This is a genomic window from Curtobacterium sp. SORGH_AS_0776 (genome assembly GCF_031453355.1).
Taxonomy (GTDB): Bacteria; Actinomycetota; Actinomycetes; order Actinomycetales; family Microbacteriaceae; genus Curtobacterium.
Genome location: NZ_JAVIYU010000001.1, coordinates 273049 through 287840 on the forward strand (window position 1 = coordinate 273049; position 14792 = coordinate 287840).

Consider the following 14792-nt stretch of genomic DNA (forward strand, 5'->3'; position numbering starts at 1 on the left):
GTCCGTCAGTCGGTCGCGTCGGTCACTGCGTGCCGAGCTGGCCGGCGATCGAGGACATCGTGTCCTTGCCGGACGTCTGTCCGTTGACCGCCTGGAGCGCGTACTGCGTGAAGAGCTGGCCCAGCTGGTCGCTCTGCTTGTTGCCCGGGAGCGGCGAGGACTTGGCGAGGGCCGCCTTGAGCGCGGTCTCGGCCCCGTCGATGCCGGCGCTGGAGTACCACGCGTCCTGCGCCGCGGTGCGGGCCGGGAAGGCACGCCCCTGCTCGGCGAGGGACGTCAGGACCTTCTCGCTGGTCATCGTCTGGACGGCCTTGAACGCCTGCTCCGGGTACTTGCACTGCTTCGAGACGCCGAAGCCGGAACCGGCGGCGAAGGTCGACGGGCCCGAGGTCCCGGCCGGCAGCGTCGTGACGCCGAGGTCGAACTTCACCTTGGCCTTCTGGCTGATCAGCGACCACGGACCGTCCGTGTACATCGCGACCTTGCCGGCGGCGAAGTCGTTGCCGGGGGTCGACGCGTCGGACGACGCCTGGGTCGCGTAGCCCTTCTTCACCAGGCTCGCGAGCCAGTCCAGGCCGTCCGCGAACTTCGTGTCGGTGGCGTCGATCTTGCCGGCCTTCGTGATCACCCGGCCGCCGTTGTAGCCGTAGATCATCGACTCGAGGTTGAGGTCGCCCACGGTCGAGCCGAACTCGGTGATGCCCTTCGCCTTGAGCGCCTCGCCGGCCTGCTCGAAGTCGTCGGTGGTCCACCCGGGCTCGGGGTCCGCCACGCCGGCCTGCTTGAAGAGGTCCTTGTTGTAGAACATCAGGATGGGCCCGGTGTCGTACGGCAGACCGTAGAGCTTGCCGTCGACCTTCATGCCGTCGAGCGCCGTGCTGTCGTACGCCGACAGGTCAAGGCCGTCCTTCTTCGCGAGGTCGTCGAGCGACAGGAGCGATGACGTGTAGTTCGCCGCGCGGAGGGACTGCATGCTCACGATGCACTGGGCGCTGCCGGCGCTGAGCTGCGTGCTGAGCTTCGTGAAGTAGTTCTCGAACGGGGCGCCCTGGATCGTCAGGGTGATGCCGTCCTCGCTCTTCACGGTGTCGGCGACCTTCTGCCAGGCGGCCTTGTCCTCCTTCCCGGCGATCCACATGGACCAGGTCATGGCGTCCTTGGACTGGCTGCCGCCGGCACTGCTGCCGGAGGAACAACCAGCGAGGACGAGCGCGGTGGCGGCGGCTGCCGCCAGCCCCGCGACGATTCGGCGTCGGTGCATCGGAGTCTCCACTTCGTCGTGGTGATCAGGGTGAGGGTCGGTACTGGAGGGACGTGGTGCGTGTCAGGGGCGTCGGACGTCGCGATCGGGGTGCGTCAGGCGACGCGGACGGGGTCGGGGTGCGTCAAGCGACGCGGACGGCGTCGGTGTGCGTCATGCGACGCGGACGGCGTCCGGGACGCTCGCGTCGACGGCGGCCCAGACCGGGCCGTCGGGGAACGCGTGGTCCTCGAGCGTGGCGGCGTGCATCTCGGTGCCCGCGCCGGGAGCGGTGGGCGGCCAGTAGCGGCCGTCGTGCACGTCGACCGGTGTCACGAAGTGCTCGTGCAGGTGGTCGACGAACTCGATGCAGCGGGTGTCGAGGTCTCCGGTGAGCGCGACGGCGTCGAACATCGAGAGGTGCTGCACCGCCTCGCACAGACCGACCCCGCCGGCGTGCGGGCAGACGCGGACGCCGTACTTGGCCGCGAGGAGCAGGATCGCGAGGTTCTCGTTCACCCCGGCGACCCGCGTGGCGTCGATCTGGAGCACCGACATCGCGTCCGCCTGGATGAGCTGCTTCGCGATCACGCGGTTCGCCATGTGCTCCCCCGTCGCCACCGGGATCGGTGCGATGCGGCGGGCGATCTCGGCGTGTCCGAGGACGTCGTCGGGGCTCGTGGGTTCCTCGACCCACGCGATGTCGAACGGGCGGAGCCGCTCGATCCACGTGACCGCCTCGTCGACGTCCCAGCGCTGGTTGGCGTCGATCGCGATCCGGATGTCCGGACCGACCGTGGCGCGGGCGATCCCGAGCCGTCGGACGTCCTCGTCGATGTCCCCGCCGACCTTGAGCTTGATCTGGGTGAAGCCCTCGTCGACGGCCTCGCGGCAGAGGCGGGCGAGCTTCTCGTCGTCGTAGCCGAGCCAGCCGGGCGTGGTGGTGTACGCCGGGTAGCCCTCGTGCTCGAGGCGGCGTCGGCGCTCGGCACGGAGCGGCACGGCGGCCTCGAACAGCTCCCGTGCGTCGGCCGGGGTGATGGCGTCGGAGAGGTACCGGAAGTCCACCAGGTCGACGAGCTCGTCCGGGCTGAGATCGGCGAGCAGCGCCCAGAGCGGCTGCCCGGCACGCTTCGCCCGGAGGTCCCAGAGGGCGTTCACCACGGCGCCGATCGCCATGTGCATCACGCCCTTCTCGGGCCCGAGCCACCGGAGCTGCGAGTCGTGGACGAGCGTGCGCCACGTCCCGCCCATGTCCGCGAGGACCGACTCGGCGTCCGCGCCGACGACGTGCTCGCGGAGGGCGGCGATCGCTGCTTCCTGCACCTCGTTGCCGCGGCCGATCGTGAAGACGAAGGCGGTGCCGACGTGCCCGTCCAGGGCGTCGGTCGCGATCTCGACGTAGGCGGCGGAGTAGTCGGGCGCCGGGTTCATGGCGTCGGATCCGTCGTGGTCCCGGGAGGTCGGGAACCGGACGTCGCGGACGCGCAGACCGGTGATGCGGCTCATCGTGTCTCCTACCCGTTCGGTCTCCGTCGACCGAACGGACTCATCGAAACATCCGATGTCTCTGCTGTCAAGGTCCGATTTCTAGATGTTTCAGCCACGATGCGCAGTGATTGATCGGACGACAGCACGCGACGGCAAGGAGACAGACAGGAGGCGCGGTGCGGTTCGGACCCGCACCGCGCCTCCTGTCACGGCCGCCACGCCGCTGGCGCGTCGCGCCGGAACCGGCCGGTGGGGCCCACCTCCTGGACGTGGTCGCGCTGCTCAGACGGCGGCGAGCCGCCCCATCTCCGCGACCACGCCGCGGAGCCGGTCCGCGAGCTCGTCGCGGGACGCGACCGAGAACCGGTGCGCGACCTCGATGACGGCGGCCATGACGAGCGTGACGGCGGTCCGCGCCGCCTCGGCGTCGGTGCGTGCGGCGGCGACCTCGACGATCGCCGACCGGGCCTCGGCCATCCACTGCAGCATCGTCGGGACCATCTCGGACCGCGCCTGCACGAGCGACTTCATCCGGCGGCGGTCCTCGGGCAGGGTCACGGTCTGCGCGACGAGATCGCAGAGGTCGGACACGAGCGTGCCTGCACCGGCGAGGAAGGTCGCGCGGGCAGGGTCCGGGACGGTGGTCGCGGGGAGGCCGAGGGCGGCGTTGCCCTTGGACGGGAAGTAGTTGAAGAACGTGCGGGGCGAGACGCCGGCGGCGGCGCAGATCTCCTCGACCGTGACGCCGGCGAGCCCGCGATCGGTGACGAGCTCGAGCGCGGACCGGTGGATGGCGGCCCGGGTCTGCTGCTTCTTGCGCTCCCGCAGGCCGCTGTCGCCGGGGGCGGGGGCTTCGGTGGTGGTCACGTGGTGGCTCCTCGGACGGACGACGGGGCCTCCCGCGGTGGCGGGAGGCCCCGTGCGGCCTAGCGGTCCGACGCGCCCCGCTGGACGGGGATCGAACCGGTGACGGGAGCGGTCGGCGAGCCCATGGTGTCGGCGGCCTTGACCGCCTGGACCTCGAGGTCGTCAGCCGTGCCCTCGTTGTCCGCCTGCTCCTGCAGGGCCGAGCTCTTGCGGAGCGGCGGCGCCTTGAAGAACCAGCTCAGGACGAAGGCGAGCAGGATGACCGCGAAGCCGACCCAGTAGACCGTGACGGCCGACGAGTTGAACCCGGTCATGAACGGTCTGGTGAGCGCGGCGTCTGCACCGTTCAGGTAGGACGTGTCGCTCGTCTCGCTGCTCGACGCGCCCTTGTCGCTCGTGCCCTTGTCGATCTGCTTCGACAGCGCCGGTACGAGGTCGTCCACCCAGTACGTGCGCTGGGCCGAGTCGGACCAGTCGACGACGAGCTTGCCGTCCTGCACGGACGCGTGCGCCTTGTCGGCGGCGGCGGTGAGCGCCTGCTGCTGCACGGCCTCGGGGGCGCCGGCCGTGGCCTGGGTCACCTGCGCGGTGGCTTGGTCGAGCCCGGACTGGACCTGCTGCTTGATCGGGGTGACGATCGGGTTCCAGATCTGGTCCATGACGCCCTGGTTCGCCTCGGCGCTGGCGACCGTCGGGTTGAGCGCGGCGTCGAGTGCACCGGTCAGGTTCTTCTGGTCGGCCGTGGCGTGCAGGATGTTCGCCGGCATGATCGAGAACAGGACGCTCAGGAGCACCGCGGTGCCCAGCGTTCCACCGATCTGGCGGAAGAACGTCGCCGAGCTGGTCGCCACGCCCATGTCACGCGGCTGCACGGAGTTCTGCGAGGCGAGGGTGATGCTCTGCATGAGCTGACCGAGGCCGAGCCCGATGAGGAACATGCCGATCATCAGGAACCAGAGCGGCTTGTCGATGGTCATGAACGTCAGGACGACGTAGCCGAGCGAGACGAGCGCGGTGCCGATCACCGGGAAGATCCGGTACTTGCCGGTGCGGGCGACGATCTGGCCGGAGGCGATCGAGGCGATCATGAGCCCGCCGATCATCGGCAGGGTCGCGAAGCCGGACTCGGTCGGGGTGAGCCCCGTGACGATCTGCAGGTACAGCGGGATGGTCAGCATGGCGCCGAACATCGCGAAGCCCACGAGGAAGCCGAGGATCGTGGCCATCGAGAAGACGCCCGAGCGGAAGAGCTTCAGCGGGATGATCGCGTCGTCCTTCATGAGCGTCTCGATGACGAGGAAGGCGACCAGCCCGAGGGCACCGATGACGTAGCAGGCGATCGCGGCGGCCGAGCCCCAGCCCCAGGTGCGGCCCTGCTCGGCCACGAGCAGGAGCGGGACGAGGGTCACGATGACCGAGGTCGCGCCCCACCAGTCGATGCGCGGCTTCGCCTTGGCGTCGCCGAACTTCGGCAGGTGCAGGAACGCGATGACCATGAGGAGCGCCGCGACGCCGATCGGGACGTTGATCAGGAAGACCCAGCGCCAGCCGGTGACGCCGAGGATGGTCGACGCACCGGAGAAGAGCCCGCCGATGAGCGGACCGATGACCGAGGAGATGCCGAAGACGGCCAGGAAGTACCCCTGGTACTTCGCACGCTCGCGGGGAGCGAGGATGTCGCCCATGATCGCGAGCGGCAGGGACATCAGCGCACCGGCACCGATGCCCTGGAAGGCACGGAACGCGGCGAGCATGATCATCGACGTCGACATGGTCGAGAGCAGCGAGCCGATGATGAAGACCGCGATGCCGAAGATGTAGAGGGGACGACGGCCGAAGACGTCGGAGAGCTTGCCGTAGATCGGTGTGGTGATCGTCGACGCGATCAGGTAGGCCGTGGTGACCCAGGCCTGCTGGTCGAGACCGTGCAGGTCGTCGCCGATGGTGCGGATGGCCGTGCCGACGATCGTCTGGTCGAGCGACGAGAGGAACATGCCGGCCATGAGGCCGTAGATGACGAGGAGGATCTGGCGGTGCGACATGATCGGCTTCCCCGGCTGGCCGGCCGGGGAGCTCTGTCGTCCGCGCGACACCTCGACGGGTGCAGTGGCAGTAGACATGGGGGTCCTTCAGGGGTGCGTGTGGTGGTCGTGGTCGCGAGGGACGCCGGGGCGTCGTGGCGGGCCGATGGCGGCGGGTCAACCTTGCAGACGCTGCAACTTTACACCATGAGCACCTTTGCTACCTACGCAATCTTTCCCGTTGTGCATGTTTGTGAACGCCTCCTCAGGTACCGTGGGCCGCATGGGGCGGACGACGTGGACCGATGTGCCGGCAGTCCTGCGGGAGCGCATCGAGACGGTGCTCGGGGGTGCGGTGGCGCGGGCCGAGTCACAGGCGGGTGGGTACTCCCCCGGTGGCGCCGACCGGGTGGTCACCGCGCACGGTCGACGAGCCTTCGTGAAGACGCTCTCGCGGTCGCGGAACCCGGACGGCTTCGGGATGCACGAGCGTGAGGCCGAGGTCATGGGCCACCTGCCCGGTTCGGTGCAGGCGCCTCGGCTGATCGACACCGTGCGCGAGACCGTCGACGGCGACGACTGGATCGCCCTCGTCATCGAGGACGTGGCCGGACACCACCCCGGCACGGCGGGCGACGGGTCTGACGTCACCGCCGTGCTCGACGCACTCGACACGCTGCCGACCGCCACCGGGACGCTCACACAGCTCCCGCGCGTCGCGGACGACCTCGTCGAGGACTTCGGCGCCTGGGACCGGATGGCCGCTTCAGGCTTCCCCGACGTCGTCCCGGCGCACGTGGTCGCCGCTGCCCCTGCGATGGCGCGGGCGGCACGCGACGCCGCGGCGGCCGTCGACGGAGGATCCCTGGCGCACGTCGACTGCCGCGCCGACAACCTGCTCGTCGACGCGGACGGTGTCGTCTGGGTCATCGACTGGCCGTGGGCGGCCGTCGGCGCGCACTGGCTCGACCCGCTCACCTACCTGCTCGACGTGCTGGTGCGCGGCGAGGACGCCGACGTCGAGCACCACCTCGCCAACCACCGGGTGTTCGCGGGGGTGCCGGCGTCGAGCGTGGACGCGGTCCTCGCCGGGCTCGCCGGGACGTTCTTCGAGAAGGCGTCCCGCCCGGCGATCCCGCACATGCCGACGCTCCGGGACTTCCAACGACGCGAGGGGCTGGCGGCCGCCGAGTGGCTGCTGCGACGGTGGGGAGGACTGCCGCCGGGGGAAGAACCCACGTACCCCGCTGTCCAGGAAGCGTGACCCGGTCGAGCGTACCGTCCCGCACATGACTGACGAGCACGAAGGCCAGCGTCCGGAAGACGACGCTGCGCGGCTCGGACTCGTCGTCGTCGGCGAGGCAGCAGCACTGCACTCGGGCGACGAGGCGGCCCTGGACGCGAGCGAACAGAACATCCGCGACACCATCGACGAGATGATCGACGAACCGTTGACCGAACGGCAGGAGCAGGTGGTCGAACGACTGGCGTCGGCCGGGGGCACGCTCACCGCGGGCCTCAGCGGTGCCCTCGCCGCGCAGACCGGCCGGAGCGTCGACGACGTCCTCGAGGGAGCCGCCCGCAGCGTCGTCTGGCAGCAGCGTCTGGCGGACCAGCGCCGGGACGGACACGACGGCTCCGGTGAGCGCGAGGACGCCGGCGGGCAGCAGCGCGACCGCCGCGACGACGACGGGCGCGACGAGGACTGACCCCCGCCGCGCCCGCACCGGACGACGGATCGGCTACTCGGCCGCCGCGGACTCCTGCTCACGCACGACGGCGCGGGCCGCGGCCTGCCCCGTCGTGGTGCTCTTGACGATGTCGCTCAGCGTGAAGCCGGCCGTCGTCCCGAGCAGGGCGTCGACCTCGCTGAACTGGCTGACCACGCTCTTCGAGAGTGCTCCGGCACCGTCGGAGGACACCACGGTCAGCTTGTCGATGTTGCCCATCGGCGCCGCGAGCTCACGGGCGATGCTCGGCAGCGTCTCGATCGCCTTCACCCGGAGGACCGCCTCGGAGTGCTGGGCGAGCGCGTCCGCCTGCGCCTTGGTGGCGTCGGCCTCGGCCTGGCCCTTGGCGCGGATGGCGTCGGCGGCGGCCTCCCCCTCGGCGCGGGACGCGTCGGCCGCGAGCTTGCGCGCCTCGGACTCGGCCTGGGCCTCGGCGGCGATCGCCTCGGCCGAGATGCGTCGGGCCTCTGCCTGGGCACGGGCGGTCTCGACCTGGGCAGCGGCAGCCGCCTCGGCCTCGACGCGGGTCTTGCGCGCCTGTGCCTCGGCCACCGCGGAGACCTCGGACTCGAGCTCGGCACGGCGGAGTTCGGCACGCTTCTGCGCGGTCAGCTGCTCCTGCTCGACGACGCCCTGCGCCGCGCGGGCCTGGGCGAGCGGGCCGGCGGCGGCGGCTTCGGCGGAGGCACGGTCGGCGTCGAGCTGCAGCGCGGCCCGACGGATCGCGAGGGTGTTCTCCGCCTCGGCGATGGCCTGGTCGGCCGTGGCACGGGCCTCACGCGCTTCGCGGTCGGCCTGGGCCTCGGCGTTCTCGGCCTCGAGCCGGACCCGCGCGCGCTCGGCACGTCCGAGGTCGCTGATGTAGTCGTTGCGGTCCGAGATGCCCTTGATCTCGAACGAGTCGACGTCGAGTCCCTGGCTGTGCAGGGCGTCCTTCGCGACGTCGAGCACGGCGACGGTGAGCTGGTCGCGGTTGCGGATGATGGTCGACACGTCGGTCGCACCGATCGAGGCACGGAGGGAACCGGACAGGACCTCGCGCGCGAAGTCGTCGATCTTCTTCTCCTGGCCGAGGAACCGCTGCGCGGCGGCCCGGATCGACGCGTCGGCCTCGCCCACCTTGACGAGCGCCACGGCCTCGACGTCGATGGTCACGCCGCGGGAGTCCTGCGCGTTCACGTTGATGTCGATCGCGCGCGAGCTCAGCGAGATCTTGGCGACGCGCTCGAAGAACGGTCGGACCAGGACACCGGCGCCGAGGACGACCTTGATCCCGGACTCGACCGTCTCGGTGCCGTCGGGGTTCTTCACCTTGCGGGAGCGCTTGCCGGTGATGATGAGCGCTTCGTCGGCGCCGGCGTTGCGGTAGACGAGCTTCGCGTAGATCAGCACGATGACCGCCAGGACGACGACCCCCACGACGATCAGCGGGACGGCTCCGAGCGCGAACAGGACTTCCATGACTCCCCCTCGTGGAACAGGCCGCAGCCTGGATTCCGCATCTGTTGTTCCGTTGGCTCCCATCGTAGGAGAACGCACGGACAGACGGGAGGCGCGGTGTGGGTCGGACCCGCACCGCGCCTCCTGGACGGAGTCGCGTCAGCGCCTACGCGCCCGCACGCCACCAGTCGTCGAAGGGCGTCGCCGGGACCTGGCGCTTGTGCTCCGTCGCCCGGTAGCGCGACTCGATCGCCTCGGCGACCTCGATCGGCACGTCGTGGCCCTGCAGGTACGCGTCGATCTCGGCGTACGACAGCCCGAGGTTCGCCTCGTCCGTCTGGCCGGGCGTCTCGTCGAGCAGGTCGGCGGTGGGGGCCTTCTCGTACAGGCGGGCCGGGGCGCCGAGGTGCTCGAGCAGCTGCCGGCCCTGGCTCTTCGACAGCCCGGTGAGCGGGGTGAGATCGACACCGCCGTCGCCGTACTTCGTGAAGAAGCCGGTCACGGCCTCGGCCGCGTGGTCGGTCCCGACGACGAGGAGCCCCCGCTGCCCGGCGACGGCGTACTGCGCGACCATCCGCATCCGGGCCTTGACGTTGCCCTTCACGAAGTCGCTCAGCTCCACGCCCGAGGCCGCGGTGTCCTGCACGACCCCGTCGACACCGTGCTCGATGTTCACGGTGATGCCCGGGTCGGCCGCGATGAACTGCAGCGCGAGCTGGGCGTCGTCCTCGTCGGCCTGCACGCGGTACGGCATGCGGACGGTGGTGAACTCTGCGGGGTGCCCCTCGGCGCGGAGCGACTCGACGGCGAGCTGGGTCAGGCGCCCGGCGAGCGTCGAGTCCTGGCCGCCGCTGATCGCGAGCAGGTAGCCCTTGGCGCCGGTGGTGAGCAGGTAGTCCCGGAGGAACCCGACGCGACGGGCGATCTCCTGCTCCGGGTCGATGGTCGGCTGGACGTTGAGGTCCGCTGCGATGGCGGCTTGGAGTTCACGCACCACCCCAGTATCCCGCTGCATCCGCCGCGTGCACAGGGTTCAGTGGACGCGATCCGCGCCGACCGGACGGATGGTGTTGTCGTGGTCGGCCCCGATCGCGCAGGTGCAGACGACGCCGATGGTCTCCTGCGCCCGGGTGAGGACGAAGCGTTCGACGTGCGGGGGTCCGACGTGGCGGTCGAGCGGGTGGGTGTCGTGGTCGTGCACGGTGATCCTCACGTCGCGGTCGGAATCGGTCGGAAGCGGTCGGGAGCGGTCCGAAGCGGTGGATCGGGTGCGGCCGGGCGGGAGGGGCCGGCCGGCGGACGAGGGGTGCCGGTGCGGTGGTGGCCCGAACCACCACCGCACCGGCGGGACCGCGGCGACCCGAACGCGCCGCGGACCCGGGAGACGGGCGCCGGTACCCGCCGGCGCCCGTCCGGGTCAGGCTCGATGCATGCGCCGCGCGACGAGCGTGCCGCCGCCGGCCGCGAGGAGCAGCCCGGCGAGGAGCAGCAGCGGCACCAGCTCGGCACCGGTGTAGGCGAGGCTCCCGGTGCCCGCACCGTTGCCGACCGCGCCGGCACCGGCACCGGCGGCACCGCCCGCACCGCCTGCGCCGCCCGCGCCGCCCGCGCCGCCGGGGGTCCCCGGCGTGCCGGGCGTACCGGGCGTACCCGGGTCGGTCGGGTCGACCGGTGCTGCTGCGACCGCGAAGGTCACCGCGGCGGGGTCGCTCACGAGGGTGCCGATCGTCTCGACCGCCTCGGCCTCGTGGTCACCGACGGCGACCCCGGGGAACGTGACCGTCCACGTGCCGTCCTCGTCCGCGACGGTCGACTGCGTGCCCTCGTCGTCACCGTCGAGCGTGACGTCGACGTCGGCGCCCGGCTCCGCGGTGCCCGTGACCGGCACCGAGGTGGTGTCGTCGTCCGCCGGGACCGTGTAGTCCGTCCCGTCCTCGGGCGAGGTGATGGCGATGCCCGCGAACGGGTCCGCCTGCACGGTCGCCGTCGCGAGGTCGACGGTCGCCAGGTCCGCCGCCGGCAGGAGCTGCACGCGGACGGCCCGGACCGTGGTGGCCCCGGTGTCGTCGGCGGTCGGCTCGGTGAACGCCGGGGCGGTCTGCGAGTTGATCGTGACGGAGACGAGCTGGTTCACGACGTCGAGCAGCGGGTCGAGCGCCGTGACGGTCGACGTGATGGTGGTGAGCAGGGTCTGCACGGTGTCCGCCACGAAGTCCCCGCCGAGCACGTCACCGAGGATGCCGGTCAGCGCCGGGACGATGGTCGAGCCGAGCAGCGGCTGCAGCAGCGGGTCGAGCGTGCCGAGCACCGGGCCGAGGATCCCGTCGCCGGTGACCGTGAGCGTGGCGCCGTCACCGGTGCCGAGCAGGTCCCCGACGGTGGTGTCGACCGTGAGGGTCAGCCCCGCCACGTCGGCTCCGAGCAGGTCGACGCCGGTGTCCACGACGAGCTGCACGTCGGCGACGTCCAGGGCGTTCGTGAGCGTCGTGGTGAGGAGTGCCGGCAGCTGCTCGGTCAGGATGTCCGAGATCGCGCCGGTGATCTGCGCGTTGATCGTCGCGTCGTCGAGCAGCGTGGTGTTCGCCGGCAGGTCGTTCAGCGTGTAGAGCTGCGCGAGGTCGATCGTGACCACGCCCGAGGACAGGTCGATCGTGACCGGCCCGTCGGTGAGCGGCTGCTGCGTCACGGTGGCGAGCGCACCCTGCAGGTCCACGTCGGCGGTGAGCTGGGCGGTGGTGTCGTCGAGCGTCAGGACCCCGAGCCCGAGGGTGTTCACGGCGTCGGTCACCGGGTCGAGCAGCGCCGCGGTGAGGTCGGTGGTGAGACCGTCCTCACCGATCGCCGCGTTCACGGTGTCGTCGGTGGTGCCGAGCGTCGTGTCCAGCGACGTCACGAGCTGCTGGACGGCGGGGCTGACGAGCCGGACCTGTGCGCCGGCGACCTGGTAGTCGGTGGTGACGTCCGGAGCGCCGAACGTCCGCGTCGCCTCGGCCCGGGCGGACAGGGCGCCGAGCCCGACCGAGAGCTCGCTCACGACGCCGTCGACGTCGAGGTCGCCGAGCAGCGGGGTGAGGTTCACGGTGGCGCCGGTGCCGGGGGTGCCCGGACCGACCTGGATCGCGCCGTCCGCGCCGACGGCTCCGGCGGCCGCGACCGCCGAGGTGGTGTCCGTGCTCGCGACCTGGCCGGCGACGCCGACGTTCACGAGACCGTTCTGGCCGAGCAGCTGGATGCCCCCGGGGACGTTGATCCCGATGCTGTTCAGCACCGAGAGGTCGAGCGGGTCGGACTGCCCGGCGGTCGCCCCGCCGGGAGCGGTCGCGCCGAAGGACCCGGCGAGCGCCGCGACGCTGTCGAGGTCGACGGAGCCGCTGCCGGAGAGCAGACGACCCTCGGCCTGGGTCGCGTCGGTCGCAGCGGCGTGTGCGGGGAGGGCTGCTCCCCCGATGATCACGGCCGCGACGGTGGCCGTGGCGCCCGCGCGGAGCGCGAAGCGTGTTGCAGTGCGTGGCATGGTGCCTCTTCCTCCAGGCGGAGGTCGTCCGCCTGCTGATCCATCCCCCGCTGGTGGGGCGGGAGATCCGACGGGCGCGCTGGTGGGGCGGCCCGGAGTCACGTGTGCGCGTCGTGCTGCGCGCGGGCGCGGCTATCCGGGGTGATCACCCCCGGCGAGGCGGGGAGCGGTGCAGGCAGCGTTGACGGACGGGCGCATCGATCGTGCGCGCATCGTTCGTCCTCGTGCCATGTCCTGATCCCCCCGGGTGGGCTCGGCGGCGTCGTCGAGCTGAGGATGAGCGGTTGGTGAGACCGCGTTTCCTGTGCAATCTACAAGGGGGGTCCCCCGTCGTGGCGATACCCCCGTTCGGGGCACGCCGTGAACGGATCAGTTCGAGTGTTGACAGTTAGAGGTCGAACGGTTAGCGTTCTGAACATGACGCAGCAGGCACCCCGGTTCGACACGCCCCTCCAGCAGATGCGCTGGATCGGGTGGGCGCAGCGCAAGGCGGCCGAGGAATGGGTCCGCGAACGCGACCTCACCCAGGAGCAGAGCTTCGTGCTCGGGTACCTGCAGCACACGCCCGGCGCGATCCAGCGCGACATCGCCGACATCACCCGGACGAGTGCGGCCAGCGTCTCGAGTCTCCTGCAGGGACTCGAGCGCCGCGGGCTCGTCGAACGCCGGGCGGACGCCGAGAACGCCCGGACGAAGCGCGTCTTCGCCACCGACGAGGGGATCGCCCTCATCGCCGGCTTCGAGGACGCCATGATCGCGCTCGACGACGTCCTGCTCGCGCCGCTCGACGCCAACGAGCGCGCCACCCTGCAGGAGCTCCTGCACAAGGTGACCGCGGAGCTGCCGGAACCCACCCGGTGACCTGACCCGCGCCTCCAGGCCCGTCCAGGAGGCGCGACCCACCCCCACGTGTCGGCGTCCGCCGATCGCGTCATCAGTCATGCCCTGCGGCGCCGACCGACGGTCGGCGCGCGCTCCGCCCTGCCCAGAAGGAGGCAGCCATGAGCACCACAGCACCCGACACCGCCGCGGCGAAGAACCGCTGGTACCTGTCCGCCGCCCCGATCGGCCGCGCGCTCGTCCACCTGTGCGTCCCGATGGCCGCCGCGATGGTCGTCAGCGCCGTCTACAACGTCATCAACGCCGGTTTCATCGGATCGCAGCACGACACCTCGCTGCTCGCCGCGATCACGTTCGGCACCCCGCTCCTCGGCATCATCATGGCCGTCGGCGGCGTGTTCGGCGTCGGTGGCAGTGCCCTCATGTCGCGCATGCTCGGGGCCTCGGAACACGATCCCGCCAAGGCCGAGGACATCAAGCGCGTCGCCTCCTTCGCCCTCTGGGGAGCCGTCGTCACCGGTGTGGTCCTCGCCGTGCTCGGCCTGGTGTTCCTGCACCCGCTCGTCGCCGTGCTCGGTGCCGACGCCGCCGCGGTGCCCGCCACGAGCGCGTACGTCTCGGTCATGCTCGCGTTCGTGCCGGTGCTCGCCGCGTCGTTCGCCCTGGAGCAGATCGTCCGGTCCGAGGGGGCGGCACGGCAGGCCATGGTCGGGCTCGTCCTGTCGACCGTCGGGAACCTCGTGTTCGACGTGCTCTTCATCCTCGTCCTGCACTGGGGCGTCGCCGGTGCCGCACTCGCCGTCGGCCTCGGCAACGTCGTGGCGATCGGCTACTGGATCGTCTGGCTCCAGCGGAACAGCGCGAACGTGAGCTTCGCACCGAAGTGGTTCACGCTGCGGCCGGACATCCTCGGGCCGGTGTTCGGCATCGGCTCGAGCGAACTGCTGCAGTCCGGGTTCCTCATCGTGACGACTCTCGTGCTGAACAACCTCGCGGCCGTCTACGGGGACGACCCGCTCGCGGCCATGGGCGTCGCCGTCCGCATCGCCCAGGTCCCGGAGTTCCTCGTGATGGGCGTGACCATCGGCGTGCTGCCGCTGCTCGCCTACGCCTTCGGCAAGGGCGACGCCGTTCGGCTCCGAGCCGCACTCCGCGGTGCCGCGTTCACCGTCGGGACGATCGTCCTGCTGTTCTCCGGCACGGTGTTCGTCTTCCGCGAGCAGGTCTTCACGGTCTTCTCCGGCGACCACTCGGTGCTCGCGATCGGCCTGACCATCCTCACGGCGCAGCTCGTCGCCACGATCGTGAACGGGTTCACCGGGCTGCTGACCTCGCTGTTCCAGGCCACCGGGATGGTGTTGCCGGCCATGGTGCTGTCGATGGCGCAGGGCGTGCTGTTCATCCCGATCGTGATCGTCGGGAACCTGTGGTTCGGGCTCGCCGGGATCATCTGGGCACTGACCGTGACCGAGGTGCTCGTGTTCGTCGCGGCGCTGGTGCTCTGGCTCGCGTCGCGCGGGCGGATCGCCCGCGGTCTCGCCGAGGGCTCGCCGGAGCGGGCGGACGCCGCGCTCGAGGAGGCGGCGGCGGTCTGACGGGACGCCACGACGGACGGGAGGCGCGGTGCCGGCTGGCACCGCGCCTCCCGT

Annotated in this window: 12 protein-coding genes; 4 read left to right on the top strand and 8 right to left on the bottom strand. The window is 71.2% G+C overall.

Going from position 1 to position 14792, the window contains the following annotated elements:
* Positions 1-22: 22 nt before the first annotated feature.
* The 4 genes from QE359_RS01375 to QE359_RS01390 all read right to left on the bottom strand — a co-directional run bounded on the left by QE359_RS01375 (position 23) and on the right by QE359_RS01390 (position 5718).
* On the bottom strand, positions 23-1261 hold the full coding sequence (locus tag QE359_RS01375) for a sugar ABC transporter substrate-binding protein (RefSeq protein ID WP_254790869.1): 1239 nt from the start codon (positions 1259-1261) through the stop codon (positions 23-25).
* Between the two features lie 153 nt (positions 1262-1414).
* A complete protein-coding gene (locus QE359_RS01380; protein ID WP_309777024.1) occupies positions 1415-2749 on the bottom strand; it encodes an enolase C-terminal domain-like protein in 1335 nt (444 codons plus the stop codon).
* 264 nt (positions 2750-3013) lie between these two features.
* Positions 3014-3598, bottom strand: a complete 585-nt coding sequence (locus tag QE359_RS01385) for a TetR family transcriptional regulator (protein ID WP_309777025.1) — start codon at positions 3596-3598, stop codon at positions 3014-3016.
* Between the two features lie 59 nt (positions 3599-3657).
* The gene (locus tag QE359_RS01390) at positions 3658-5718 is read right to left on the bottom strand and encodes an MDR family MFS transporter (RefSeq protein WP_309777026.1); all 2061 of its coding nucleotides are present in this window, start codon (positions 5716-5718) and stop codon (positions 3658-3660) included.
* Positions 5719-5902: 184 nt separating this feature from the next.
* Here QE359_RS01390 and QE359_RS01395 point away from each other — a divergent pair, with 184 nt between their 5' ends.
* Positions 5903-6883: a phosphotransferase gene (locus QE359_RS01395; protein ID WP_309777027.1), complete on the top strand. Its 981-nt coding sequence runs from the start codon at positions 5903-5905 to the stop codon at positions 6881-6883.
* Positions 6884-6908: 25 nt separating this feature from the next.
* Positions 6909-7328, top strand: a complete 420-nt coding sequence (locus tag QE359_RS01400) for a hypothetical protein (RefSeq protein WP_309777029.1) — start codon at positions 6909-6911, stop codon at positions 7326-7328.
* 33 nt (positions 7329-7361) lie between these two features.
* Here QE359_RS01400 and QE359_RS01405 read toward each other — a convergent pair whose 3' ends face one another.
* The 4 genes from QE359_RS01405 to QE359_RS01420 all read right to left on the bottom strand — a co-directional run bounded on the left by QE359_RS01405 (position 7362) and on the right by QE359_RS01420 (position 12303).
* Positions 7362-8810 (bottom strand): flotillin family protein, encoded by a 1449-nt coding sequence (locus QE359_RS01405; protein ID WP_070417837.1) that lies wholly within the window; start codon positions 8808-8810, stop codon positions 7362-7364.
* Positions 8811-8955: 145 nt separating this feature from the next.
* The gene (gene nadE / locus QE359_RS01410) at positions 8956-9783 is read right to left on the bottom strand and encodes an ammonia-dependent NAD(+) synthetase (RefSeq protein WP_139199207.1); all 828 of its coding nucleotides are present in this window, start codon (positions 9781-9783) and stop codon (positions 8956-8958) included.
* 39 nt (positions 9784-9822) lie between these two features.
* Positions 9823-9990 (bottom strand): hypothetical protein, encoded by a 168-nt coding sequence (locus tag QE359_RS01415; RefSeq protein WP_309777031.1) that lies wholly within the window; start codon positions 9988-9990, stop codon positions 9823-9825.
* A gap of 216 nt (positions 9991-10206) precedes the next feature.
* Positions 10207-12303 carry a choice-of-anchor G family protein gene (locus QE359_RS01420; protein ID WP_309777032.1) on the bottom strand — a complete coding sequence of 699 codons (2097 nt, stop codon included), beginning with the start codon at positions 12301-12303 and terminating at the stop codon, positions 10207-10209.
* Positions 12304-12720: 417 nt separating this feature from the next.
* Between QE359_RS01420 and QE359_RS01425 the strand changes: the two genes are divergently transcribed.
* Positions 12721-13164, top strand: coding sequence for a MarR family transcriptional regulator (locus QE359_RS01425; protein ID WP_309777034.1), 444 nt, complete (start codon positions 12721-12723; stop codon positions 13162-13164).
* Positions 13165-13304: 140 nt separating this feature from the next.
* Positions 13305-14738, top strand: coding sequence for an MATE family efflux transporter (locus tag QE359_RS01430; RefSeq protein WP_309777036.1), 1434 nt, complete (start codon positions 13305-13307; stop codon positions 14736-14738).
* The last annotated feature ends 54 nt before the right edge of the window (positions 14739-14792 follow it).

Excerpts from the sequence above, each read along its gene's own strand:
- QE359_RS01430 (WP_309777036.1), top strand. The coding sequence starts at position 13,305 with ATGAGCACCACAGCACCCGACACCGCCGCGGCGAAGAACCGCTGGTAC.
- QE359_RS01400 (WP_309777029.1), top strand. The coding sequence starts at position 6,909 with ATGACTGACGAGCACGAAGGCCAGCGTCCGGAAGACGACGCTGCGCGG.
- QE359_RS01420 (WP_309777032.1), bottom strand. The coding sequence starts at position 12,303 with ATGCCACGCACTGCAACACGCTTCGCGCTCCGCGCGGGCGCCACGGCC.
- QE359_RS01395 (WP_309777027.1), top strand. The coding sequence starts at position 5,903 with ATGGGGCGGACGACGTGGACCGATGTGCCGGCAGTCCTGCGGGAGCGC.
- QE359_RS01380 (WP_309777024.1), bottom strand. The coding sequence starts at position 2,749 with ATGAGCCGCATCACCGGTCTGCGCGTCCGCGACGTCCGGTTCCCGACC.
- QE359_RS01375 (WP_254790869.1), bottom strand. The coding sequence starts at position 1,261 with ATGCACCGACGCCGAATCGTCGCGGGGCTGGCGGCAGCCGCCGCCACC.
- QE359_RS01390 (WP_309777026.1), bottom strand. The coding sequence starts at position 5,718 with ATGTCTACTGCCACTGCACCCGTCGAGGTGTCGCGCGGACGACAGAGC.
- QE359_RS01405 (WP_070417837.1), bottom strand. The coding sequence starts at position 8,810 with ATGGAAGTCCTGTTCGCGCTCGGAGCCGTCCCGCTGATCGTCGTGGGG.
- QE359_RS01425 (WP_309777034.1), top strand. The coding sequence starts at position 12,721 with ATGACGCAGCAGGCACCCCGGTTCGACACGCCCCTCCAGCAGATGCGC.